This window comes from Chloroflexota bacterium (genome assembly GCA_016875535.1).
Lineage (GTDB): Bacteria > Chloroflexota > Dehalococcoidia > SHYB01 > SHYB01 > VGPF01.
Map to the genome: position 1 here is coordinate 12,969 of VGPF01000022.1, position 24,722 is coordinate 37,690.

A 24,722-nucleotide genomic window follows, 5' to 3' on the forward strand; every position below is an offset into this window, starting at 1 on the left:
CGCTACTTCCTCTTGGCCCTTCGCCCGCCGCCTTCCGCGCGGACCATCTCGACGAAGCGATCGAACATCTCGACGTTGTCCAGAGGGCCGGGAGCGGCCTCCGAGTGGTACTGGATGGACATGACAGGGAGATCTTTGTGGCGCAGACCTTCTACCGTGCCATCGTTCAAGTTGATGTGGGTGATCTCCACGCCCCTGGGAGCCGTATCGCCGTCCACGGCGTAGCCGTGGTTCTGGGCGGTGATATAGACGCGCCCGGTCTTGAGGTCTTTCACCGGGTGGTTGCCGCCGCGATGGCCGAACTTGAGCTTGAAGGTGGTCCCGCCGAAGGCATGGCCCAGCACTTGGTGCCCCAGGCAGATACCGAAGATGGGGAGCTTGCCGATGATGCCCCTGGCCGACTGGATGGCGTAGCCAAGGAGCGCCGGGTCGCCGGGGCCGGGGGAGAGGAGGACGCCATCCGGCCCGGTGGAGAGGATATCTTCGGCTGAGGTGGTGGAGGGGACGACGCGGACGCGGCAGCCGCGGGACTGCAAGTTGCGGAGGATGTTGTACTTCACGCCCATATCCACCACGGTGATGGAGAGGGGCGGCGCTTCGCCATGGGGCGGCTCTTTCCAGGCGTAGGGAGCCTCCGTAGTCACAAGCTTCACGAAATCAGTATTGCCGTAGCGCGGGGCGTTCTGCAGGCGCTTGAGGGCCGCATCCGGCGCATCGCGGGTGACCATGCCCATCATGACGCCCCGGGTGCGCAGGCGGCGGGTGACGGCGCGCGTATCGGCCCCGGCGATGCCGGGAACGCCCTGGGCCAGGAGATATTCATGCAGCGTCCGCTCGCTCTGGTAGTGGCTGGGCTCTTCGCAGTCCTCGCGCACAATGAAGCCTCGCACCTGGATGCGCCGGGATTCAAAGTCATCGGCGTTGATGCCGTAGTTCCCGATGAGCGGATAGGTGGGCATGACGATCTGGCCGCCGTAGGAGGGATCAGTAAGCATCTCCTGGTAGCCGGTCATGCTGGTGTTGAAGACGACCTCGCCGACGACTTCGACGGCCGCGCCGAAGGCCGTCCCCTCGAAGATGGCGCCGTCTTCCAATATGAGGTAGGCCTTATCTGCCACGGGTGGTTGCCTGCCTTTGCTCTTGATAGATGAGTGCGCCGCCATAGACCGTCGCCACGACTTTCCCCTTGAGGGTCTTGCCGTTGAGGGGCGAGTTCTTGCCCTTGGAGAGGAAGGCCTTGGCGTCTACCGTCCACGAGAGATCGGGGTCGGTGACGGCGACATCGCCGGGAGCGCCGGGGCGCAGGGCGCCGATGCCGTCTTTTTCGCGTGCGATGATGCGCGCCGGGCCAAGGGTGAGGCGCTCGATGAGGACGGGAAAGGTGAGCTTGCCCGTGTGAACCAGGGAGAGAAGACTGCCCATCGCAGTCTCAAAGCCGCTGATGCCGAAGGCTGCCTGGTCGTACTCGCAGAGCTTGTCCTCGGCGGCGTGGGGGGCGTGGTCGGTGGCGATGGCTTCAATGACGCCTTCGCGCAGGCCCTGGAGGACGGCCTCCACATCGGCGGCGGTGCGCAGGGGTGGGTTCACTTTGGTGTTGGTGTCATACATCGCGCCGGCGGTCACCAGCTCATCCGTCAGGGTGAGATGGTGGGGAGTGGCCTCCGCGGTGACGCGGATGCCTTGGGCCTTGGCGCGCCGCACCTGCTCCACGGAGCCTGCGGCGCTCAGGTGGCAGATGTGGACGTGGCCGCCGGTGAGCTTGGAGAGGATGAGGTTGCGCGCCACCATCGTCTCTTCCCCGGCGACGGGCATGCCGCGCAGGCCGAGCCGAGTGGCGACGCGGCCTTCATTCATGACGCCGCCGTGGCAGAGGGCGGTATCTTCGCAGTGATCCATGATGGGCAGGCCGAGCATCCTGCTGAAGGCGAGGGCGTGGCGCATCATTTGCGCATCGCCGACGGGGCTGCCGTCGTCCGAATAGCCGACGACGCCGAGCTTGGCCAGCTCCGCCATCTCGACGAGCTCCTTGCCTGCGCGGCCTTTGCTGACGGCGGAGACGACGAGGACGCGCACCGCGCCCGTATCAGCGGCGCGGGACTGGACGAATTCGATGGTAGAGCGGGAGTCCTGAGCCGGGACAGTGTTCGGCATGGCGCAGACAGTGGTGAAGCCGCCCTTGGCCGCCGCCCTGGTCCCGGTGGCGATGGTCTCTTTGTGCTCCTGGCCCGGCTCACGAAGGTGGGCATGCAGGTCCACGAAGCCGGGGGAGACGACGAGGCCCGAGGCATCGAAGGACGCCGTTCCCTCGGGGACGGCGAGGCCGCCGCCCTGCTGCACAGCTTCGATGCGGCCATCCTTGATGTAGAGGTCGGCCTTGGCGTCCAGGCGCGAGGCCGGGTCTATCACGCGGCCGCCGCGGATGAGGAGGGATCCCTTCATGCGCTCACCTCGCTTGCGCCGACAAGGCGGTAGAGGAGGGCCATGCGCACCGCCACGCCGTTCTTCACCTGGGTTTCTATAAGGGAGCGATCGCTATAGGCGAGGACGTGGCTGACTTCCACGCCTTCGTTCATCGGCCCCGGGTGCATGAGCATGGCCGTGGGCTTGGCTCTGTGCATGCGCTCTTCATTCACCTGATAGGCGAGGATGTAGTCGCGAAGGTTCATGGCGCCATCGGCGGCGAGGCGTTCTTTCTGGATGCGGAGGGCCATGACCACATCGGCCCCTTCGACAGCGGCGTCTAAGTTGGGCTCGGTCATCAAACGGCCGGGCAACTCGCCTGCGTAGGCTTCAAGAACTTCCTCGGGCAGAAGCGTGGGCGGCGAGGAGAGGACGACATCGGCGCCCATCTTGCGCAGGCCCCAGATGTTGGACCGGGCGACGCGGCTGTGGAGGACATCGCCGACGATCACGACTTTCAGCCCGGCGATCTTCTTAAACTTTTCGCGGATGGTGTAGAGGTCCAGGAGGGCCTGGCTCGGGTGGGCGTGCCAGCCATCGCCGGCGTTGATGACGCTGAGGTTGGTGTGCTGGGCCAGGAGGTAGGGCGCGCCGGACATGGAATGGCGCATGATGATGATATCGGCGCCCATGGCCTGCATGGTGCGGGCGGTGTCTATGAGGGACTCGCCTTTCTTGGCGCTGCTCTCCGTGCCGGAGAGGTTGATGGTATCGGCGCTGAGGGCCTTGGCGGCGCGCTCGAAGGAGGCGCGGGTGCGGGTGCTGGGCTCCAGGAAGAAGGTGAGGACGGTCTTGCCGCGCAGGGTGGGCACTTTGCTGATGGGGCGGCTGAGGACTTCCGAAAGGACATCGGCCGTGCCGAGAATCTGGCTGATCTCCTCGGGTGAGAAGTCGTCGAGATCGAGGACGTGCTTGCGGGGCGGGAGGGCCGCCTTCGCCGCTTGCCGAGAGGCTTGCTGTCCCGCAGGCTTTGTGGATGTCATTGATTCCCTCCAGGCCCTTGCTTCCCGCTTGCCGCTTCCACGATGACGACTTGGTCCAGCCCATCCGACTCTTTGAGTTTGACCTGCACCTCTTCCTGCTGGGCAGTGGGAACATTCTTGCCGACGTAATCGGCCCTAATGGGCAGCTCGCGATGGCCGCGATCCACGAGGACGGCGAGCTGGACGGCCTTGGGCCTGCCGAAGTCCATGACTGCGTCCATGGCGGCGCGGATGGTGCGCCCGGTGTAGAGGACATCGTCCACCAAGATGACGCGTTTGCCCTGGAGGTTGCCGGGGATGTCCGTCTTGCGCAGCTGGGGGCTTGCGCCCTGGAGCACGTCGTCGCGGTAGAGGCCGATATCGAGGGAGCCGACAGGGACATCGGCCCCTTCAAACTCCTTGATGAGGGCAGCGAGGCGCTTGGCGATGGGGACGCCGCGGGACATGATGCCGACGAAGACGAGGTCTTGCGCGCCGCGATTCCGCTCGACGATCTCGTGGGCGATGCGGCGCATGGCGCGAAGGACTTCGTCCGCTGAGAGCAGTACCTTCTCAGGCATACAAAAAGACCTCCTGCAACACTCGCAGAAGGTCTTGTCCCTTCGCAGCTATGGGCGGGCAGGGTGCGCCCGCATGTGAGCGGTGAGCGAACATCTTCGGCTTCCTTGCCAGCCTCGCAGGACCAGCTTAAAGGGGCTCGATTCGCGGAAGATTGTACCACTCGCGCGGGCGCGAAGGCAAATGCAGGAGGGAAATAGAGATCCATCCACAAATCACACAAAGAACACAGATTCTGAGGATAGGCAACCAGCGAAAGACTAAGCTGCTTGCTTTTTCCCGCAGCAATGCGCCTTGACACTGCTATACCCGGCTCCTAGTATGTGGCGAACCTGCCCACCTGAGGTGGTTGTGGAACGGCTTCCGCTGCACGGCATCCGCCTCCTGGATATCACCGTTGTTTGGGCAGGGCCCTTCGCCTCGATGATCTTCGGCGACCTAGGCGCCGAGGTGATCCGCGTGGAATCGGTGACCACGCCGGGACACATGACGCGCGGGCACCCGAACCCCCCGCCGAACGTCATCTCGTCGCCGCGCGGCGCGTACTACGTGGACCGCGACCCGGGCGAACGCCCCTGGAACCGCTACAGCTATTTCAACTTCGCCGCGCGGCAGAAGCTGGCGGCGACGGTTGACCTGACGAAGGCGCAGGGGCGCGAGATCATGATGCGCCTCATCGCAACGAGCGATGTGCTCCTGGAGAACAACCGCAACTCCACGCTGAAGAAGCTGGGCATCGGCTACGACGAAGTGCGGAAGGTAAGGCCGGACATCATCTATCTCTCCGCGCCGGCGTACGGGACCACCGGGCCGTATGCCAACTTCAAGGGCTTCGGCGCGAACACGGAGGCCGTGGTGGGCCATACATGGCTGCGCGGCTACCCGGATGCGGACCCGAGCATGACCTTTGTGGTCTTCCACAGCGACGCCGCCGCTGGGGCGAGCGCAGTCTTCGCGCTTGTGGCGGCGCTGGAGCACCGGCGCCGCACCGGGGAGGGACAGTTCATTGACATGTCCCAGGCGGAGAACATGATCCCGCACCTGACCCAGGCATTCATGGACTATTCGATGAACGGGCGCTCCCAAACGTCCCTGGGAAACCGCGACACCGCGATGACGCCGCAGGGGGCCTACAAGGCGAAGGGCGAGGACCAGTGGATCGCCATCTCCATCGAATCGGACGCGCAGTGGGCGGCCTTCTGCGCCACGATAGGCCAACCATCCCTGGCGAAGGACCTCAGGTTCAAGACGGTGATCGCCCGCAGGCGGAACCACGATGAGCTCGACGGCATCATCGCAGCGTGGACGCAGCAGCACGACGCCTACAAAGCGCCGGCGACGCTGCAGGCCGCCGGGATCACGGCGATGCCGGTGCTGAAGTACGAAGAGGCGCACTACGACCCGCACCTGACGGAGCGCGGCTTCTACGAGTTGGTGGCCGAGCCGGATGCGGGCGTCCACCTGCACCCAACGCGCGGCTTCCGCCTATCCGAGACGCCGATTCACGTGCGGTCGCCGGGGCCGATGCTGGGCGAGCACAACCGCTATGTGTACGGGCATCTGCTTGGCTACAGCGCGGCGGAGATGCGGCGATTCAAGGAGGAGAAGCACATCGGGAAGCGGTATGACGCAGCGGCCATGACGGTGGGGACATCATGACGGCATCGCTGCTTTCGGGCGTGCGCGTGGTTGACCTCACCCAGGGGATCAGCGGCCCGTACTGCACCAAGCTCCTGGCCGATTACGGCGCAGAGGTGATCAAGATCGAGCGGCCCGGCGTAGGCGATATGATGCGCTCGCGGGGGCCGTTCCCGGGCGATAGACCGCACCACGAGACGAGCGGCCTCTTCCTCACGCTCAACACGAGCAAGAAGAGTGTGACGCTCGATCTGAAATCAGAGACGGGGAAGGGCATCCTGCGGCGCCTTATCGCGTCGGCGGAGATTGTCGTCGAGGGCTTCCGGCCAGGGGCCGCCGAGGCGTTGGGCTTCGGCCCATCGGCGGTGCGCGAGATGAACCCGAAGGCCGTTATGACCTCCATCTCCAACTTCGGCCAGTGGGGGCCGTATCGCGACTACCGGGTGACCGAGCTGACAGCCTATGCCATCGGCGCTTCGATGCACTCCACCGGCGTGCCGGAGCTGGGGCCGTTGAAGCTCGGGGGAACAGTGACGCTCTTCCAGGCGGGGAACCTGGCGGCGGCGGTGACGCTGGCGACGTGGTACGGCGTGCGCGAGGGAAGCCCAGGCCAGCACATTGATTACTCGATCATGGAGGGACAGCTCGCCTCTCCCGATAGGAATGGGCAGTGCCTATTGGGCATCGCCTACTCAGGGGATTCGGCCTTCCGCCGGGCGCACTCGCGGCGCTTCACGCTCCTGCCCTTCGGCGCGGGCCCATGCGCGGACGGCTACGCGCACTTCACGGCTGCGCAGCCGCACTGGTGGTCGCGCTTCTGCCAGATCATAGGCCACCCAGAGCTGATCGCCGACCCGAGGTTCGCGGGGCCGAACTTCTACAACATGGACATGTTCGATGCGTTCGACGCGTATTTCCTACCCTGGATCCTCTCCAAGACGAAGCGCGAGGTGATGGAAGGGTGCCCGGACGTGGCAGGAACGCCGGTGAACACGATGGAAGACCTGTTCAACGATCGGCACTTCCGTGAGCGCGGGGCCTTCGCGGAGATCACGCACCCCATCGCCGGACGCCACACCTACCCAGGCGCGCCCTTCCGGCCGGCGAAGGCCCCCTGGAAGGCGGCGCCTGCGCCGACCTTGGGCCAGCACAACGAGGAAATCTTGTGCGAGCGGCTGGGGTACGCAAAGCATTCCCTGGTCAAGATGGCCCAGGCGGGAGTAGTCTAACCACCACCACCGGCAAAGGATAGCGATGCCCTCGGCACTCAGCGGCCTGAAAATCATCGAGTTCGGCAGCTTCATCTCGGCCCCGTTCTGCGCCAAGCTGATGGCGGACCTGGGGGCAGAGGTCATTAAGACCGAAGAGCCGAAGGTGGGCGACGATTCGCGGCGCTTCGGGCCCTTCCCAGGCGATATCCCCCACCTGGAGAAGAGCGGCCTCTTCCTCTATATGAACGCCAACAAGCGCGGCATCACGGTGAACCCGCGCACCGCGACGGGCCTGGACATCATCAAAGCCCTCATCGCCGATGCGGATGTGCTCATCGAAAACCAGCAGCCGGGGGTGATGCGCGAGCTGGGGCTGGACTACGAACGGCTGGAGCGGATCAACCCGCGCCTGGTGATGACTTCGATCTCAACCTTTGGGCAGACGGGGCCGTACAAAGATTACAAGGGATACGACATGACGGCGTGGCACGGCTCGGGGGTCGGCCCCCGATTCGCGGGCCGCGAGAAAGAGGAGCCGCTGCGCGGCGCGTGGTACCACGCCGACCACTGGGGCGCGATCAGCGCGGCAACGGCGACGATGCTGGCCCTGGCGGCGCGTGACCTGACAGGCGAAGGGCAGCTGGTGGACCTTTCCCAGGTGGAATGCCTGGCCACGCACATCCTGGGCTACCAACTGGTCACGCTCTACCACCTTACGGGGGAGACCTCCTCCCGCGCGGGGGACATCCTGCGCGGCGGCGCCCCCGCGGGGCTCTTCAAGACGAAGGACGGCTTCATGTGCCTCCTGGTGATGGAGGACCAGCAGTGGGTGGGGATCAAGCGCGCCATGGGAAACCCCCAGTGGACGGAGGACCCGGTCTTCAACGTACCCTCGTGGCAGCGCGCGGAGGTGGCGGACATGATGTACGAGCTGATGGACCCCTGGTGGAAATCGCACACGAACGATGAGCTTTTCCAGATGCTCCAGGCGGAGCGCGTGCCCGCAGGGCCGCTCTACACGCCGAAGGACCTGCTGCACCACCCGCACTTGGAGGCTCGCGGCTTTTTCCAAGAGGTCGCGCACCCGAAGGCCGGGACGGTTCGGATGCCGGGCGCGCCCTACCGCTTTTCGGAGACGCCGTGGCGCATCCAACGGCCTGCGCCGATGCTGGGAGCGCACAACAAGGAAATCCTGAGCGGCCTCCTGGGCTTCAGCGGCGTGGACCTCACCGATATGCGAAGGACGGGCATCATCTGATGGAGCCGACACGATGACACGCTATCCCCTGGCGAACCTGCGCGTGGTGAACTTCGGCTGGGTGTGGGCCGCGCCCATCCTGGGAACGACCCTGGCCGATATGGGCGCCGAGGTCATCAAGATCGAGACGAAGAAGCGCCCGGATATCATCCGGCTGCTGCCGCCGCTGCTGAAAGATCAGCCGTACGAAGCGCTCTACGCGCACAATACGCTGCGCAACAACTACGGCGTCAGCCTGGACCTTAAGGACAAACGCGGCTTCGCCATGGCGCAGGACTTAGTGCGCTCGGCGGACGTAGTCATAGAGAACTTCTCGCCGGGGTTCATGGAGTCCCTCGGCCTGGGCTATGCAGGCCTCCGCAAACTGCGACCGGACGTGGTGATGATTTCCCTTTCCGCCGCAGGACAGACGGGGCCGCTCCACAATATCGTCACCTACGGCAACATCATCAGCTGCCTCGCGAGCCTTGACGGCTACCAGGGATACATCGGCGAAGACAGGCCGATGCGCTACGGCACCACGATCCCTGACCCCTTGATGGGCATCTACGGGGCCTTCGCGGTGCTGACGGCGCTGCGCCACCGGGCGAAGACGGGGAAGGGCCAGTATATTGATCTGGGCCAGTGGGAGGCGGGCGTCACCATGGCAAGCGGGCCGATGATTGACTACGCGATGAACGGGCGCATCCAGCGGTGGCGCGGAAACCGGGATGAGATGCTGGCGCCCCACGGCTGTTACAAATGCGCCGGGGACGACGACTGGCTCACCATCGCGGTGAAGACGGACGAAGAGTGGCACGCGCTCTGCGAGGTGATGGGCCGAGAAGACATGGCGAATGACGAGCGCTACGGCGACCTGTACGGCAGGCAGATGCATCACGATGCAATTGACGCGGCCATCCGGGAGTGGGCGAAGGGCCAAGAGCATTACGCCGCCGGGGCGATGCTGCAAGCGAAGGGCGTGGCCGCCTTCCCGGCGCTCAGCATCCAGGAGACCTTTCTGGACAAACATTTCAACGCGCGCAACAATTGGGTGGAAGTGGAGCACCGCCTAGGGCGCGAGACGATCGCCGGAATGCCGTGGCGGCTCTCCAAGACGCCCGGGGGCGTCCGGCGGGCCGCGCCGAGCATCGGCCAGGACAACCACAAAATCTTCTGTGACGTCCTGGGCATGGCCCCGGAGCGCGTCACGATACTCGAACAGGAAAAGGTCCTTTACTAACGTGCCGCAGCAGCTATCACCCCTCGCCGTGCGCCAGACTGCCTTCGCGCTGGCCGGCCTTCCCGCCGGCATCAAGCCGATGCTCGCCACACCATCGTTCGAGCCCTTCGATTCGCCGAAGTGGATCTTCGAGCCGTTGCGCGGCGGCCTCCGCGCCATCGCCTACTTCGACCACGGGACGATGCGGCTCCAGATAGGCGAGGACGGCAGGTTGGCAGAGGCCTTCCCGGAGATCACCGATGGGCTCACGGAGGCGGTCACGATTGACGGCGTCGTGCTGGATGGCGAGCTGGTCGCGCGGGACAGGTTGGGCATGCCGAACGTCGCCCTGGTGCTGGAGCGCCTCAAGCCGGGGAATCGCAGGCGGTCGCGCGCGCCGCTGACCTTTCATGTGTGGGACATCCTCTACCACGGCTACCGCCCGGTGCTGGAGAAGCCCCTGGCGAAGCGGAAGGAGCTTCTGCTCGGCGCGGTGCGCGCCACGGAGGCCGTGCAGCCGACGCTCACCCGGGAGACGGACGGCGTGGCGCTCTATGAGGCGGCGGTGGCCCTCGGGATGGAGGGCGTCGTCGCGAAGCACCGGGAGAGCCTCTACGTTCCAGGCAGGCGCAGCCGCCACTGGGTGGCGATACGGGAGCGGCGCTCGGCGGACGCGGTGATCGCGGGGTACACGATGGCAAGCGGACGCGGGCAGAAGGGCTTCGAGAGCCTGCTCCTTGGCGTCTATCAGGGAAAGCGATTGCGCTACGCGGGTTCTGTCTCAGGCGGATTCGACAAAGCCTCCCGCGACGAACTTTCAGCCCTGCTGCCGCAGCTCCAGTCAGATTCCTGCCCGTTCGGGAGGGCGCCCCGGATCGGCAAGCTGCTGTATTGGTGCAAGCCACAAGCCGTCGCGCACGTGCTTTTCGGCGAGCTGAACGATAGGGGCGAGTTCATCTTTCCGAAGTTCTCGGGCCTGCGTCGCGATCTGCAGGCGAGCGATTGCACGATGCCCATGGAGCGCGCCACAGGCGCACGGCGCAGAGGCTAAAGCCCCAGCGCGCGGGTGGCCTGCTCGATGAGGGTGAGCATCGGCCCAGGGTAGACGCCGAAGAAGAGGGTGGCGAAGCCAAGGGCCGCCACGACGCCCCCGATGGGAAGCGTGAGCCTGAGCGGGGCGCCCTCGGCCGGCTCTTCCATGTAGATGGCCTTGATGACCATCAGGTAGTAATAGAGCGACACGAGACTGCCCAGCGTCGCGATGATGACCAGCCAGAGCAGGCCTGCGTCGGCGGCGGCGGTGAAGAGGTAGAACTTCGTCGCGAAGCCCGCAAAGACCGGCAGGCCCGCCAGGGAGAACATGCCTGCGCTCATGACCAGGGCCAGGAAGGGCTGACGCTTCGCTAGGCCCTTGAAGTCGTCTATCAGCTCCTTGCCTGTCAGATTCTCATAGGCGATGACACAGGCGAAGACGGCGAAGTTGGCGGCGGAATACCCGATGAGGTGGAAGACAAGGCCGTTGGCGGCCAGGGGTGAAAAGGCGGCGATGCCCATCAGGAGATAGCCTGCGTTGCCGATGCTGGAATAGGCGAGCATGCGCTTGATGTTGGCCTGCGCCGTGGCCACCAGGTTACCGAGGAGGATACTCGCAGCAGCCAGGCCCGCCACGATGGGTCGCCAATCATCCAGCGCAGGGCCGAAGGCCAGGGAGAAGAGGCGCAGAAGCAGGGCGAAGCTCACGGCCTTGGAGACGACCGCCAGGTAGCCGGTCACCGGAGTCGGCGCGCCTTCATAGACATCGGGCGCCCACATGTGGAAGGGGACGGCCGTGACCTTGAAGCCGAAGCCGACGAGGACGAGGACGATGCCCGCGACCAAGGCGATCTGCGAATCGGCCCCGCTGTCCAGCGCAGCGGCGATCTCCGCGAAGACCGTCGTGCCCGTCGCGCCATAGATGAGACTGATGCCGTAAAGGAGCATCGCGGAGGAGAAGGCGCCGATCAGGATGTATTTGATGCCCGCTTCGACGGACTTGGGGCGGGTAAAGTTATATCCGGCAAGGATGTAGAGACAGAAGCTGAAAAGCTCCAGGGAGATGTAGGCGGTGAGCAGCTCTCCGGCGGAGACCATCGCCATCATCGCGAGGATGGAGAAGAGGAGGAGGCCGTAGAACTCGCCGGGATGAGTGAGCTTGACGCGAACGTGCTCCACGGAGGCCAGCACCATGGATGCGCCCGCCGTCAAGAGGAAGATCTTGAAGAAGGCGGCGTAGCGGTCTATAAGGAAGAGGCCGCCGTACTGCTCGGCATCCTCGCCTGCCACAGGGAAGACGGTCGCGATGGCGCCGAGTATGCCGGCCAAAGCGAGGTAGGCGAGCCAGTGCTTCCGCTCTTCCCGCAGGAAGAGATCGGCCGCCATCACCAGCAGGGCGACGCCCGCCATGGTGAACTCCGGGATGAAGAGTGAGAAGTCAACGTTCATAGGCCTGCGCTCAACCGATCAACCAGGGTATCCACGCCGCTGTTGATGACCTTCATAAGGGGCGAGGGCATCACGCCGACGATGATGAGGACGGCGACCAGCGTTCCGGCCGCGAAGCGCTCGCGAAGGTCGGCATCGCGCAGCCTCTCCCAGGACTTTGCCAGAGGGCCATAGAAGACCTTGGCTACCAGGCGCAGGATGTAGACGGCGGTGAGCATGGCGGCGATGATGCCGAGGACGCCTGCGACCGGATAGGTCTTGAAGGCCCCGGCGAAGACAAGGAACTCGGCGACGAAGCCGCTGGTGCCGGGCAGACCGAGGGAGGCAAGGCCCGCGACGATGAAGAAGGCGGCCACAAGCCCCATGCGCTTGGAGAGGCCTTGAAAGACACTTATATCCCTGGTGTGGGACTGCTCATAGAGGATGCCGACAAGGGCGAAGAAGAGAGCCGTCATGATGCCGTGGGAGAACATCTGCAAGACCGCGCCGCTCATGCCGACCTTGTCCATGGTGGCGATGCCCATGAGCACCAACCCCATGTGGCCGACGCTGGAATAGCCGATGACGAACTTGAGGTCCTTCTGCGTCATGGCGGCGAACGCCCCATAGACGACGTTGACGGTGGCGAGGACGATGAAGGCGGTCTGCCAGGAGTCGGCGCCGTCAGGAAAGAGCGTGAGGCCGACGCGGATGATGCCGTAGGCCCCCAGTTTCATAAGGACGCCCGCGTGGAGCATGCTGACGGCGGTGGGCGCGGCGACGTGGCCATCCGGCGACCAGGTGTGGAATGGCCAGAGGCCCGCGAGGACGCCGAAGCCGATCATAAGGAGCGGGAAGAAGTTCCGCTGGAAGTCCTTCGCGAACTCCACGTCTTGCAGCTTGAGCAAGTCGAAGCTGCCGATGTTCGCCTCGGCGTAAATGGCGACGAGGGCGACCCAGACAAGGATGCTGCCCGCCACCAGGAACAGCGTCAGCTTGAGAGCGCCGTACTCCTTGCGCGTGCTGCCCCAGACGGCGATGAGGAGGTACATCGGTAGGACGGCCAGCTCATAGAAGAAGAAGAGGAAGAAAAGATCAAGGGAGACGAAGGTGCCGTAGACCCCCGTGACGAGCACCATGAAGAGGATGAAATACTCCTTGAGGCGCTCCTTGATGCTCCAGGAGACAACGGCGCCCGTGAAAAAGACGATGCCCGTGAGGAGCACCATGGGCGCGGAGATGCCGTCTATGCCCAGGTGGAAGGAGATGCCGAGACTCCGCATCCACTCCCATTGCTCTTGAAACTGGTAGCCGCCTTTGCCGTAGTCATAGCCGGCGAAGGCGAGGATAGAGACGAAGAGTCCCAGCGCGCTGAAGGCGACGGAGACCCACCGGATGATGTGCGGCTTGGAGCCGGGCAACAGCAGAATCGCACCCGTCGCGACGGCGGGGATAAGAATGAGAGAGAGAAGCAAGAAGCCGTCCAGTGGAGTCCCCTTACGTGGTCGTAATAACGATCAGGATGATGGCCATGGCGGTGGCGGCGATGGTCCAGACATAGGCGGAGACAACGCCCGTTTCGTGATAGCGAAGAAGCTTCCCGCCCCAGACGGTCACTTGGCCCGGGCCGTTGACGCCGATATCGTTGACCACGCGCCTATCGAATCTGGCGATGATGGACGAGAAGACGAGCACCACACGGTCAACCAACCACTGGTAGAACCGATCGAAATAGAGCTTCTCCTCCAACAGTCGGTAGAAGGTCGGCAGGCGCGCCTGCACGTAGGAGAGAGGCAAGCCTGAGGGGGCATAGAAGAGGATGCGCCCCACGATGGCGGCGGAGAAGGCGACGGCAAGAGAGGTGGAGAAGACGATGGCGTGGAACTTGAACTCGTGCGGACCCTCGGGAGGGAAGAAGAGGAAGGAACCGAAACCCTCGTAATCGCCATACGGGATCGCCAGCATGCCAAGGCCCACCGCCGGGACCAGAAGGCCGACCATCGGCACTACCATCACGATCGGCGATTCGTGGGCGTGCCACGCCATATCCGAGCGCGCTTCGCCCCAGAAGACAAGGGCCACCATCCGCACAACGTAAAGGCCCGTCATGCCCACGGCCACGAGGGCGGCTGAGAACCACAAGGTCCCCCGATGCTCAAGGATGGCGAACATCGCCTCGTCCTTGCTCCAAAAGCCGCTCAAGGGAAAGATGCCGATAAGGGTGAGCGCGGCGAAGGCGAAGGTGAGATAGGTCACCGGCAAACGGTTCCCGAGGCCGCCCATCTTCCGTATGTCCTGCTCTTCGTGCATCGCGTGGATGATGCTCCCTGCGCCGAGGAAGAGAAGGGCCTTGAAGAAACCGTGGGTGAGGAGATGGAAGATGCCGGCTGTGAAGCCGAAGGAGCCCATCGCCAGCATCATGAAGCCGAGCTGGCTGATGGTGGAATAGGCCAGAACCTTTTTGAGGTCGTTCTGGACGAAAGCAAGCACCGCGCCGACGATGGCGGTGGCAAGCCCGATGTACGCGATGAGGTCCACGACCCCGGGCGTCAGCTCCAGCAGCGGCGCCATCCGCGCAACGAGGTAGACGCCCGCGGCCACCATCGTGGCGGCGTGGATGAGGGCGCTGACCGGCGTGGGGCCCTCCATGGCATCAGGGAGCCAGACGTGGAAGGGAACCTGTGCCGACTTGCCCATCGCGCCGATGAAGATAAGGGTTGCGGAGAGGTTCATCGCCGTATGGCTGATCTCCCCCGCGTGCGCCATCTCAAAGATAGCCGATAGCTCTAAGGTGCCCGTCACCTTGTAGAGCGTGAGGATGCCCGCCAGGAGGGCCACATCGGCGATGCGCGTGGTGACGAAGGCCTTCTTGGCCGCCTCCGCCGCCGAGTGCTTCTCATACCAGAAGCCGATGAGGAGATAGGAGCAGAGGCCCACCAGTTCCCAGGCGACGTAGAAGACGAGGAGGTTGTCCGCCAAGACGAGGGCGAGCATGGCGGCGGCGAAGAGGGAGTGGGCGGAGAAGTACCAGCCGATGCGCGGGTCGCCCTTCATATAGCCCAGGGAGAAGACTTGCACGGCCAGGGCGACTGAGGTCACCAGGCCCAGCATCACGATGGTGAGCTGGTCAATCGTCATGCCCAGGCGCAGGCGCGTCTCCCCGGCATCGAACCAGACGCGGGAGAAGCTGGACGGCCCGTTGCTTACCAGGTCGGACGTCACAGGCCAAAAGAGGGCGAAGGCGGCGGCGATGGCAGCGATGGCGATCCACGCGCCCTGGTTCGGCAGACGCCTGCCGCACAGGACAACCAGGCCGCACGCGCCGGCGCAGACGGCAGGCAAGAGCCAGGCCCATTCCATCCCTAGCGACACGTTGTTGCGTCCTTTCGCACGGAGCTGGTCACCATTTCATGAGATTGACGTCGTCCACGTTGACGCTGGCGCGGCTCTTGAAGAGCCGCAGGACGATGGCGAGCGCCAGGCCGACCTCCGCCGCGGCGACGGTGATGATGAAGATCGCGAAGATAAGCCCGGTCATCGCCTCCGGAGAGAGATAGACGGCAAAGGCGATGAGGTTGATATTGACGGCGTTCAGCATCAGCTCGATGGAGAGGAGGATCATGATGGCGTTGCGGCGCGCCAGCACCCCATACAGCCCGAGGCAAAAGAGGATGGCTGAGACAGCCAGAACGTATTCGAGCTCGATCATTTCTGGTCCCCCGGCTTCGCCATGACGATGGCGCCCACCAGGGCGACGAGGAGGAGGACGGAGGCCAGCTCGAAGGGGATGGCCCACTTGCTGAAGAGCGTCTCGCTGAGGTCGCGGAAGGCGGCGGGCTGAGGGTCAACGGAGGCGGGCCACTTGTTGGCGATGACCGTGGCGAGCAGGACGCCGAGAGCAGCCAGTCCCGTGACCGCCGCCATGGGCTTCTGGCGGTTGTCCAGGCTCTCGCCCGGCTCGCCGCGGCGGGTGAGCATGAGAGCGAAGAGAACGACGACGATGATGGCGCCGCCATAGATGAGGACCTGCACCAGGGCGAGGAAGGGCGAGAAGATGAGGACATAGATACCTGCGACGGCGAGGAGGCTCAGCAGGAGGAAGAGCGAGGCGTAGACGACGCTGCGGGAGATGACGGTCCCGATCCCGCCGATAACGGCGATCGCGGAGACGACGACGAACATCGCCAGCTCGACCACTACGCGCCCTCCTCTTTCTTGTCCCCGGCGCTGCCGACGACGATGCCCGCGCGCTTCTGGAAGTCCCGCCCCATGCGGAAGAGGTCTTCCTTCTTGGCGATGAGGCCGCCCCGGGTGATATCGCCCTCCTCGTGATAATCGGACATCAGGATAGCGTCAAAGTTGCAGACCTCCACGCAGATGCCGCAGAGGATGCAGCGCTCCATCTTGATCTGGAAGTTGTCCACGATCTTCTTGCGGGCGCTCTTGCCCTCTTTCGCCAGGGGGTTGTCCTTCATCGTGACTGTCATGCACTCTGTGGGGCAGTAGCGCATGCAGACCTGACAGCCAGTGCAGGCAGGCTCGTCCACGTTGTCATCCCACAGAAGAACGGGGAAGCCCAGATTGCGCTTGGAAAGGGTGATGTGCTCGCCGGGGTACTGCACCGTGACGGGCTTGCGGAGGGTGCGCTTCAACGTGACGCCCAGGGACTTGAGGAGGCCGATCATGCGACCACCTTCCCCTGGCGGACGCGCACCTTCGCCGTTTCGATGGTCGCCAGGCGGCTGACGCGCCGGCGCTGATAGGCGATGCCGATGGCGGCCAGCACTGCGAAGGAGATCGCGACCATCGTCCAATCGGGCCAATCGTAATAAAGGTAGAAGGCCGTGAGGATCATATTGACGAAGGCCAGGGGCAAAAGAACGACCCAGGCCAGCGACATCAGCTGGTCTATGCGCAGGCGCGGCACGGTGGCGCGGACCCAGAAGATCGCCAGCAGCACCAGGGAGGTCTTGAGCAGGAACCAGAAGGCCATCATCACGTCCTGGCCCCATCCGGAATCGGGCCCGGGGCCGCGCCAGCCGCCCAGGAAGAGGATCGTGGCCAGCACGGCGACGGCGAAGGTGTTGGCATACTCCGCCAGGGAGAACATGGACCAGTGCATGCCGCTGTATTCGACAAATGGCCCGCCGACGACTTCGGACTCGGCCACGGGGATATCAAATGGCGCGCGGGCGACTTCGGCGAGGCCCGCGATGAGAAAGAGGACGAGCGCGATGGGCTGCATGAAGGCGAACCAGAGGCCGTCCTGCTCCGCGACGATAACCTTGAGGTCCAGGGAGCCGGAAATCATGACGACGCCCAAGACGCCGACGACCAGAGGCAGCTCATAGCTGATGAGCTGCGCGGCGGAGCGCACAGCGCCAAGCATCGCGTACTTGTTGAAGGAGCCCCAGCCCGCCATCAGCAGGCCCGCCGTGGAAAGGCCGGAGACGGCGAGGATGTAGAAGATGCCGAACTCCATGTTGCTGATGACGATGTCCCTGGTGAAGGGGATCGTCACCCAGGCGATGAAGGCGGGAACGAAGACCACGATGGGCGCGATCCAGAAGCTCAGGCGATCCACGCTCCCGGGGATGAAGTCCTCCTTCGCCAGTAGCTTGAGGGCATCGGCCACCGGCTGAAGGAGGCCGAAGGGGCCGGTGCGCGTGGGGCCCAGGCGCTGCTGGAAGCGCGCGATGATCTTGCGCTCGCCGTAGGTGAGCCCAAGGACGACGATGGTGATGAAGCCGATGAAGATGACGATAGCGAGGATGAGCCAGCCCATGTCCGCCCAGGTCATCGGTCCACCTCGCCGAGGACGATATCGAGCGAGCCGAGGATGACGACGGCATCGGCGATGTAGTGGCCCACGGTCATCTGGCGCAGGGCCATGAGATTCACGAAGGACGGCCCGCGGATCTTCACGCGATAGGGCGACGTCTTGCCATCGCTCACCAGGTAAACGCCGAACTCGCCGCGCGGGTTCTCCGCGCGGAAGTAGGCTTCGCCCACCGGCGGCTTCACGAAGCCAAACTTGGCCACCGGCGCTTGGATGGGCCCCTTGGGCATCAGCTTCAGCGCCTGCTCGATGATGGCGATAGACTGGCGGACCTCCTCCAGCCGCACCCAGTAGCGGTCCCAGCAATCGCCCTTCTTTCCCAGGGGGATATCCCAATCGAAACGGTTGTAGGTCAGGTACGGCTCGATGAGCCGCACGTCCTGGGCCACGCCGCAGGCGCGGAGGCAGGGGCCGCTCATGCCGTAGTCAACGGCATCGGCGGCGCTGATCGCGCCGACGCCGCGCGTGCGCTCCAGGAATATCTCATTCTTCGTCAGAAGCCTATCGCACTCCTCCACCGAGCGCTTTAGTTGGGAAAGCAGCTTGCCGGCCGCCGCTTCGAATCCGTCGGGCGTGTCTTGGAAGACGCCGCCGACACGGAAATAGGAGTGCATCATGCGCGCGCCGGTGACCGATTCGAAGAGCTGCTGGATCGTCTCGCGCTCGCGGAAGCCGTACATGAACGAAGTGCCGAAGACGCCGACATCCGCTCCATAGGCGCCGTAGAACATCATGTGGCTGGAGATGCGGTTCAGCTCGCAGAGGATCACGCGGATGAACTGCGCCCGCTCCGGCGCTTCGATGCCCATGAGCTTTTCAGCGGCCATCACAAATCCGAGCTCGTTGTTGAAGTTGGAGAGATAGTCGAGCCGGTCGAAGAGGGTGACGATCTGGCGGTAGTTCTCGCGCTCGCAGAGCTTCTCGGAGCCGCGGTGGAGGTAGCCGATGTGCGGCTCCACATCGGTGACGCGCTCGCCGTCTATGCGGAGGACCATGCGGAAGACGCCATGGGTGCTGGGATGCTGCGGCCCCATGTTGAGCAGCATGTCCACCGTGCGCAGGTCGTGCTCAACGGGCATCTTCTTTTTCCTTGAGCCAGCGCAGCTCCACCTCGGGCGTCCAGTCCTGCACCTCTTCGTACGGGAAGTCTTTCCGCATGGGAAACTTGCCGTCGAATGCATCGAAGAGAAGGAGGTGCTTGAGGTTCGGGTGACCGGTGAAGGTGACGCCGAAGAGCTCAGATCCTTCGCGCTCGTGCCAGTCGGCGCCGCGCCAGACGGAGGTCACGGATGGAATCGCCGCGTCGCTCTTCGGCGCATCGGCCTTCAGCATGAACTTGTGCCCCAGGCTCGTGGACCACAGCATGTAGGAGGCCTGGAACTTGTCCGGGTATTCCACGACGGCGAGGCAGCGAAGGTAATCGCACTTGAGGCGGTCGTCGCCCTTCGCCAGCCGCGCCGCCTCCACGATGCGCTCCCTGGGCACCAGCACCGTGACTTCATCCACGGCATAGCCGAAGGTCGCGCCGAAGGAGGCATAAGCCTCTTTCAAAAGCGCCTCCATCTTGGGGTCGGCCTTGACGGGCGCGCCGGCGCCTTTGGGTGGAGGGGCGGACACGGCTACCTCTTCCCCTCGCGCATGATCTTCTCTTGCAACTTGATGAGGCCGTCCATCAGCGCCTCCGGCCGTGGCGGACAGCCGGGGACGTAGATGTCCACAGGCACGATCTTGTCCACGCCCATGACCACCGAGTAGGAGCGCGTGTACGGCCCGCCGCAGGTGGCGCAGCTGCCCATGGCGATGACCCACTTGGGCGACGGCATCTGCTCGTACAGGAGCTTGATGGGCTCCGCCATCTTCTTCACGACCGTGCCCGCCACGATCATCACGTCCGATTGCCTGGGCGAAGGCCACGGCACGATGCCGAAGCGGTCCAAATCATGGTGCGCCATGTAGGTGCTGATCATCTCGATGGCGCAGCAGGCGAGGCCGAAGGTCATGGGCCACAGCGACGACTTGCGCGCCATCGCCACCAGCTCGTCCACCTTGCCGGTGATGATGCCGGGCGCGCCGCTCTTGTGGAGAAGGCTCTCGCCGGGCCAGTACTTGTTGGGACTGACCAGCGTCAGCTCTTTGGCGGCGACGCGCGGGCGCTCGTCCTTGTTCATTTCCATTGGAGCAAGCCCTTCTTCCAGCAATAGAAGAGTCCGAAGAGCAGGATGCCGATGAAGATCATCATGGCGTAGAAGACGGCGGAGCTGAGGGCCGGGCTGAGGAAGACGACGGCCCAGGGGAAGAGGAAGACGGCCTCCACGTCAAAGATAAGGAAGAGAATGGCGAAAAAGTAATAGCGGAAGTGCATCTGGGTCCAATGCCGGCCCTCGGGCACGATGCCGCATTCGTAGGGGAGGCTCTTCAGCTTGGAGCGCGCGCGAGGCGAGAGAACGAGGGCGGCGACGAAGCCGCCGACGACCATGACGGCGCCGGCGATGGTGGCGATGAGGACCGCCGTGTAGTCCTTGAAGTAGTCGCCGTGCACGAAGGGTCTCTCCAGCGGCGGGCTCAGGCGGGCTGCAGACCGCCGTCAACAGGTTCGGAACGCGGGCAAATCATAGCACGCAGGCGGTGGAGTCGCAATCGGAACTATGAATCAGAAATCATGAATACAGGCTATCACTTCGCCAGCAGCGGCTTGATCCACCCGCCCGTGACCGACTTGGGGTTCTTGGCCACCTGCTCGGGAGTGCCCGCCGCCACCAGCTGCCCGCCCTTATCCCCCGCGCCGGGGCCGAGGTCTATGAGCCAATCGGCGTTCTTGATCAGGTCGAGGTGATGCTCGATGAGGACCACCGTGTTGCCGCCGTCTACAAGACGATGCAATACACGCAGTAATGCGTAGGAGTCCTCAAAGGAGAGGCCGGTGGTCGGCTCGTCCAGGATATAGAGGGTGCGGCCCGTGGAGCGCCGCGAGAGCTCCGTGCTGAGCTTGATGCGCTGGGCCTCGCCGCCGCTCAGCGTGGTCGCCGGCTGCCCCAGGCGGATATAGCCCAGGCCCACATCGCGCATCGTCTCCAGCTTGTTGTTCACTGAGGGAATATTGGCGAAGAACTGCTGGGCCTCCGCCACCGTCATATCCAGCACGTCCGCGATGCTCTTGCCCTTGAACAGGATCTCCAGGGCCTCCCGGTTATAGCGGCGGCCGTTGCAGACTTCACAGGGCACCGTCACATCCGGCAGGAACTGCATCTCGATGCGCACATAGCCTTCCCCGGCGCAGGCCTCACATCGGCCGCCCTTCACATTGAAGGAAAAACGCCCCGGCGTGTAGCTCCGGGCCTTGGCCTCCGGGACGCTGGCGAAGAGATCGCGGATGGGTCCGAATGCGCCGGTGTACGTGGCCGGGTTGCTGCGCGGCGTCCTGCCGATGGGCGATTGGTCTATATCCACCACCTTGTCTATGTGCTCAAGCCCGGTGATGGCATCGTGGGCGCCCGCCCGGTCGCGGGCGTGGTAGAAGGACTGCGCCAGCTTCTTATACAGGATGTCATTGATAAGGGTGCTTTTGCCGCTGCCGGAGACGCCGGTGACACAGACGAGCATCCCCAGGGGGATATCTACATTCACCTGCTTCAGGTTGTTCTCCCGCGCGCCCTTGACCTTGATGAACTTGCCGTTGCCCGGGCGGCGCCTCTCCGGCACGGGGATGATCTTTCTCCCGCTCAGGTACTGGCCCGTGAGGGAGTCCTTCGACTTTTCGATGACGGTGACCGGCCCCTGGGCCACGATGCGCCCGCCGTTCTCTCCCGCGCCGGGTCCCATGTCCACGATCCAATCGGCGGCGCGCATCACCGCCTCATCGTGCTCCACCACGATGACAGTGTTGCCGAGGTCCCGCAGGCGCAGGAGCGTCTTCACCAGGCGCGCGTTATCGGCGGCGTGGAGGCCGATGGACGGCTCATCGCAGACGTACAGGACCCCCATGAGGCCGCTGCCGATCTGCGTCGCCAGCCTGATGCGCTGGGCCTCGCCGCCGCTCAGAGTTCCGGCGGAGCGATCGAGGGTGAGGTAGTCGAGACCGATGTCCAGCAGGAACTTCAGTCGGCTCTGGATCTCCTTGATGATCTGATTGGCGATAGTCTGCTCGCGCTGGTTGAGGATGGCCTTGGTCCCGTTCGTCCCGCGCAGGGCCTCCGTCCACTTCATCGCGTCCGTCACGGACATGCCGGTGACCTGCATGATGTGCCTGCCGCCGATGAGGACGGAGAGCGTCTCCGGCTTGAGGCGCTTCCCCTCGCAGACGGTGCAGGGCCGCGCCGTCATGTACTGCTCGATCTCCGAGCGCACCCAATCGGACTCCGTCTCCATATAGCGGCGCTGAAGGCTGGGCATCACCCCTTCGAACTTCTGGGGAAAGTTGAAGACGCGCCCGTTCTTCGCCACGTGGCGCACCATGACTGAGCGCTCGCCATCGCCGTTCAGGATCAGATCTTGCTGGGCCTTGGTGAGCTTCTTGAACGGGTCCTTGGGCGAAAAGCCGCTCTCCCTGGCCAGCGCCTCCAGGATGCTGGCGTACCAGGGGCTCATGGAGCCTGCGCGCGCCCAGGGCTCGATGGCTCCCTCCGCCAGGCTCAGCTCCTTGTTCTTCACCACCAGGTCCGGGTCCACCTCCAGCTTGTGCCCAAGGCCGGTGCAGGCCGGACATGCGCCGTGGGGGCTGTTGAAGCTGAAGGTGCGCGGCTCGATCTCCGGCAGGCCTATGGAGCCATGCTCCGGGCAGGCCGCTTTCTCAGAAAAGACCAGCTCTTTACCGTCTACCACAGAGGCCTGCGCGACGCCCTGGGCCAGCTTCAGCGCCGTCTCGATAGAGTCCGTGATGCGCTGGCGGTTGCCTGCTGCGTCGTCCGTGATCGCGAGGCGGTCAACAACGGCTTCGATGTCATGCCACTTCTTCTTATCCAGGTCTATCGTCTCTGTCAGCTCGTGGACCTTGCCGTTGACACGGACCCGGGCATAGCCGCCCTTGCGCAGGTCTTCAAAGATGGCATGGTGCTCGCCCTTCTTGTGCCGCACCAGGGGCGCCAGCACCAGGAATCGCGAGCCCTTGGGCAGGGCCATAACGGCGTCCACGATCTGCTGGACGGTCTGCTGGGCCACCGGGCGGCCGCACTTGGGACAGTGGGGCTTGCCCACCCGGGCGAAGATGAGGCGCAGGTAATCGTAGATCTCGGTGACGGTGCCCACGATGGAGCGCGGGTTGTGGCTCGTGCCTTTCTGGTCAATGGAGATGGCCGGGCTGAGGCCGTCTATATAGTCAACGTCCGGCTTCTCCATGCGCCCCAGGAACTGGCGGGCGTAGGCCGAGAGCGATTCCACATAGCGGCGCTGGCCTTCGGCGTAGATCGTATCGAAGGCGAGGGAGCTTTTGCCGGAGCCGGAGAGGCCGGTGATGACCACCAGCTTGTCCCGGGGGATCGTGACATCAATGTTCTTGAGGTTATGCTCGCGGGCGCCTTTGACGAAGATGGAATCGTGCGGCATGCGGGGAAGCACCTATCGGAAGGGTAACGGCTATTGTAACAACCATCGCACGACCCAAACAACGGTCATATGGCAGGGCGAAAGACGCCGCCGCTCTTGGCTAGCGGCGCATGCGCCGGGCGAAGAAGAGCCCCGGCAGGACGAGGCCGATGGCGAGCCAGCCGAGATCGGCGGTCTGGGATGCGCCTCGGGCGGCGCTGCATCCGCCGCCGCCCGATTTCTCCGGGGTATCAGTGGGTGGCGGCGTTTGAGCGATAACCGCCGCGATAGGCGTAGCTGACGGCAAGGGCGTCGCCGTTGCTGAAGGCGATTCGCCTGCCGCAGCCGTAGAGGCTGGCGTGCCCGTGGCCGTCGGCAGGGGCGGTACCGTTGCCGTAGGCGCAGGCCGCGGGGTCGGCGTTGGAATCGGGGACGGCTGTGGCGTGGGCGTGGCTGTTGGAGCCGGGGTTGGAGTAGGCGTGCGCGTCGGCACCGGCGTCGCCGTGGGCGTCGGCTGGCTGCGCCGCCCCTCTTCGGCGGCCACGAGCGCGAAGGTGGAGAGGCCGTTCGGCGAGTTGACGTTGAACGTCACCGGGTCGGCGTTCGAATCCTCCGGTGTTGGGTTCAACACCTGCGTTGAGCCGTCGTCCGCGATACGCACAACTTGAACGTTCTCGATGCCGAACTGGATGACCCAGGCGCGTCCCACCGTGAGCGTCACCACCGCCGGGCCGACGACGCCATCAAGGTTCTGCTTGATGAAGTTCGCGGCAAAGGCCACGTCCCGCACGGGGCGGGCGTTCTGGTTCATCGCCTGGGTGATTTGCCGGTTCGCCTGCTCATTCGGCGCCTTCTCGATCGTCATCGTGAAGGTCGCGTTGTCCGGGATGGAGGAGAGCGTGGCCACCACTCCCGCTCCGCCTCGGCCCACCCGCGCATCCTGCGCCGAAAGATCAACCTCGCGCCGCGGGACCTCCAGCTCCAATTGCTCGATCTGGCCGCTGGCGTTCTGCCCATCGCCTTCCAGGGAACGGGTCCGGGCGATGATATTCATCACCGGGCGGCCATCGGCGTCTCGCCGGGGAATCGTCACAACGGCGCGGTCGCCCTCTTGGCGGACGGTGATGCCGCTCTCTGAGTCGGTGAAATTCGCGAGCCGCTCGCCGCGCGGCACGTTCACCGGGAGGACGAGCGTCTCCCCTACGCGCCCGAGACGTACATCGTCATTCCGCGATTGAACGTCGCTGCCTCTGCTGTCCTTCCCTGTGCCACGCGAGCTGATCGCTGTATCGGAGCGCAATCCAGCGCGCGCCTGGCCCGGAGGCTGCGGCGTCTGGTTAGCCTGTGAACTGCCCCCACCCTGGCCGCGACTCTCGGTCTGTCCGCCGCTTGCGTTACCGCCGCCCTGGCTACTACCACCGGCATTCCCACCACCCTGGTTCCCGCCCGACTGGCCCCCACCTCCAGATTGGCCCCCACCGCTTGACTGGCCTCCGCCTTGGCTTCCGCCACCTTGGCTCCCGCCCGACTGGCCCCCGCCTCCAGATTGGCCCCCACCGGAACTGCCGCCACCGCCCTTTTGCGGCAATACGAAAGC

General features: G+C 64.5%; 23 protein-coding genes. 6 read left to right on the plus strand and 17 right to left on the minus strand.

Annotated elements, in window-relative coordinates; all coding sequences use genetic code 11:
• Positions 1–2 precede the first annotated feature (2 nt).
• Genes carA through pyrR form a run of 4 tightly spaced genes read right to left on the minus strand, consistent with a single transcriptional unit; the run spans position 3 to position 4,003 of the window.
• Complete coding sequence (gene carA, locus FJ039_07445) at positions 3–1,118, minus strand: glutamine-hydrolyzing carbamoyl-phosphate synthase small subunit (GenBank protein ID MBM4405999.1); 1,116 nt, start codon at positions 1,116–1,118, stop codon at positions 3–5.
• On the minus strand, positions 1,108–2,439 hold the full coding sequence (locus FJ039_07450) for a dihydroorotase (GenBank protein ID MBM4406000.1): 1,332 nt from the start codon (positions 2,437–2,439) through the stop codon (positions 1,108–1,110). The genes carA and FJ039_07450 overlap by 11 nt, the downstream gene beginning before the upstream one ends.
• Positions 2,436–3,443 carry an aspartate carbamoyltransferase catalytic subunit gene (locus tag FJ039_07455; GenBank protein ID MBM4406001.1) on the minus strand — a complete coding sequence of 336 codons (1,008 nt, stop codon included), beginning with the start codon at positions 3,441–3,443 and terminating at the stop codon, positions 2,436–2,438. The genes FJ039_07450 and FJ039_07455 overlap by 4 nt, the downstream gene beginning before the upstream one ends.
• The gene (gene pyrR / locus FJ039_07460; GenBank protein MBM4406002.1) at positions 3,440–4,003 is read right to left on the minus strand and encodes a bifunctional pyr operon transcriptional regulator/uracil phosphoribosyltransferase PyrR; all 564 of its coding nucleotides are present in this window, start codon (positions 4,001–4,003) and stop codon (positions 3,440–3,442) included. Before pyrR ends, FJ039_07455 begins: the two co-directional genes overlap by 4 nt.
• Positions 4,004–4,322: 319 nt before the next feature.
• Between pyrR and FJ039_07465 the strand changes: the two genes are divergently transcribed.
• Genes FJ039_07465 through FJ039_07485 form a run of 5 tightly spaced genes read left to right on the plus strand, consistent with a single transcriptional unit; the run spans position 4,323 to position 10,360 of the window.
• Entirely contained in the window at positions 4,323–5,660 is a 1,338-nt protein-coding gene (locus FJ039_07465) for a CoA transferase (protein ID MBM4406003.1), read from the plus strand.
• Entirely contained in the window at positions 5,657–6,868 is a 1,212-nt protein-coding gene (locus tag FJ039_07470; GenBank protein ID MBM4406004.1) for a CoA transferase, read from the plus strand. The genes FJ039_07465 and FJ039_07470 overlap by 4 nt, the downstream gene beginning before the upstream one ends.
• 25 nt (positions 6,869–6,893) lie before the next feature.
• Positions 6,894–8,108 carry a CoA transferase gene (locus FJ039_07475; GenBank protein MBM4406005.1) on the plus strand — a complete coding sequence of 405 codons (1,215 nt, stop codon included), beginning with the start codon at positions 6,894–6,896 and terminating at the stop codon, positions 8,106–8,108.
• Positions 8,109–8,121: 13 nt separating this feature from the next.
• Positions 8,122–9,330: a CoA transferase gene (locus FJ039_07480; GenBank protein ID MBM4406006.1), complete on the plus strand. Its 1,209-nt coding sequence runs from the start codon at positions 8,122–8,124 to the stop codon at positions 9,328–9,330.
• Between the two features lies 1 nt (position 9,331).
• Positions 9,332–10,360: a hypothetical protein gene (locus FJ039_07485; GenBank protein MBM4406007.1), complete on the plus strand. Its 1,029-nt coding sequence runs from the start codon at positions 9,332–9,334 to the stop codon at positions 10,358–10,360.
• Here the strand turns inward: FJ039_07485 and FJ039_07490 are convergent.
• The 13 genes from FJ039_07490 to FJ039_07550 form a co-directional block, all read right to left on the minus strand.
• The gene (locus FJ039_07490; GenBank protein ID MBM4406008.1) at positions 10,357–11,790 is read right to left on the minus strand and encodes an NADH-quinone oxidoreductase subunit N; all 1,434 of its coding nucleotides are present in this window, start codon (positions 11,788–11,790) and stop codon (positions 10,357–10,359) included. The two genes, FJ039_07485 and FJ039_07490, sit on opposite strands and share 4 nt — an antisense overlap.
• On the minus strand, positions 11,787–13,256 hold the full coding sequence (locus FJ039_07495; protein ID MBM4406009.1) for an NADH-quinone oxidoreductase subunit M: 1,470 nt from the start codon (positions 13,254–13,256) through the stop codon (positions 11,787–11,789). Before FJ039_07495 ends, FJ039_07490 begins: the two co-directional genes overlap by 4 nt.
• Before the next feature lie 10 nt (positions 13,257–13,266).
• Entirely contained in the window at positions 13,267–15,141 is a 1,875-nt protein-coding gene (nuoL, locus tag FJ039_07500; protein MBM4406010.1) for an NADH-quinone oxidoreductase subunit L, read from the minus strand.
• A 28-nt stretch (positions 15,142–15,169) separates the two neighbouring features.
• Positions 15,170–15,478, minus strand: a complete 309-nt coding sequence (gene nuoK / locus FJ039_07505) for an NADH-quinone oxidoreductase subunit NuoK (protein ID MBM4406011.1) — start codon at positions 15,476–15,478, stop codon at positions 15,170–15,172.
• Entirely contained in the window at positions 15,475–15,966 is a 492-nt protein-coding gene (locus tag FJ039_07510) for an NADH-quinone oxidoreductase subunit J (GenBank protein ID MBM4406012.1), read from the minus strand. The genes nuoK and FJ039_07510 overlap by 4 nt, the downstream gene beginning before the upstream one ends.
• Complete coding sequence (locus FJ039_07515; protein MBM4406013.1) at positions 15,966–16,454, minus strand: 4Fe-4S dicluster domain-containing protein; 489 nt, start codon at positions 16,452–16,454, stop codon at positions 15,966–15,968. Before FJ039_07515 ends, FJ039_07510 begins: the two co-directional genes overlap by 1 nt.
• Entirely contained in the window at positions 16,451–17,569 is a 1,119-nt protein-coding gene (gene nuoH, locus FJ039_07520) for an NADH-quinone oxidoreductase subunit NuoH (protein MBM4406014.1), read from the minus strand. Before nuoH ends, FJ039_07515 begins: the two co-directional genes overlap by 4 nt.
• Positions 17,566–18,687: an NADH-quinone oxidoreductase subunit D gene (locus FJ039_07525; protein ID MBM4406015.1), complete on the minus strand. Its 1,122-nt coding sequence runs from the start codon at positions 18,685–18,687 to the stop codon at positions 17,566–17,568. Before FJ039_07525 ends, nuoH begins: the two co-directional genes overlap by 4 nt.
• The gene (locus tag FJ039_07530) at positions 18,677–19,225 is read right to left on the minus strand and encodes an NADH-quinone oxidoreductase subunit C (protein MBM4406016.1); all 549 of its coding nucleotides are present in this window, start codon (positions 19,223–19,225) and stop codon (positions 18,677–18,679) included. Before FJ039_07530 ends, FJ039_07525 begins: the two co-directional genes overlap by 11 nt.
• A 2-nt stretch (positions 19,226–19,227) precedes the next feature.
• Positions 19,228–19,776 (minus strand): NADH-quinone oxidoreductase subunit B, encoded by a 549-nt coding sequence (locus FJ039_07535; GenBank protein ID MBM4406017.1) that lies wholly within the window; start codon positions 19,774–19,776, stop codon positions 19,228–19,230.
• Positions 19,773–20,147 (minus strand): NADH-quinone oxidoreductase subunit A, encoded by a 375-nt coding sequence (locus FJ039_07540; GenBank protein ID MBM4406018.1) that lies wholly within the window; start codon positions 20,145–20,147, stop codon positions 19,773–19,775. The genes FJ039_07535 and FJ039_07540 overlap by 4 nt, the downstream gene beginning before the upstream one ends.
• 134 nt (positions 20,148–20,281) lie before the next feature.
• Positions 20,282–23,146 carry an excinuclease ABC subunit UvrA gene (uvrA, locus tag FJ039_07545; protein MBM4406019.1) on the minus strand — a complete coding sequence of 955 codons (2,865 nt, stop codon included), beginning with the start codon at positions 23,144–23,146 and terminating at the stop codon, positions 20,282–20,284.
• 100 nt (positions 23,147–23,246) lie between these two features.
• Positions 23,247–24,305: a hypothetical protein gene (locus FJ039_07550; protein MBM4406020.1), complete on the minus strand. Its 1,059-nt coding sequence runs from the start codon at positions 24,303–24,305 to the stop codon at positions 23,247–23,249.
• 85 nt (positions 24,306–24,390) lie between these two features.
• Here FJ039_07550 and FJ039_07555 point away from each other — a divergent pair.
• Positions 24,391–24,722, plus strand: a 332-nt coding sequence (locus FJ039_07555; protein ID MBM4406021.1) for a hypothetical protein, incomplete at its 3' end; no start/stop codon positions are given.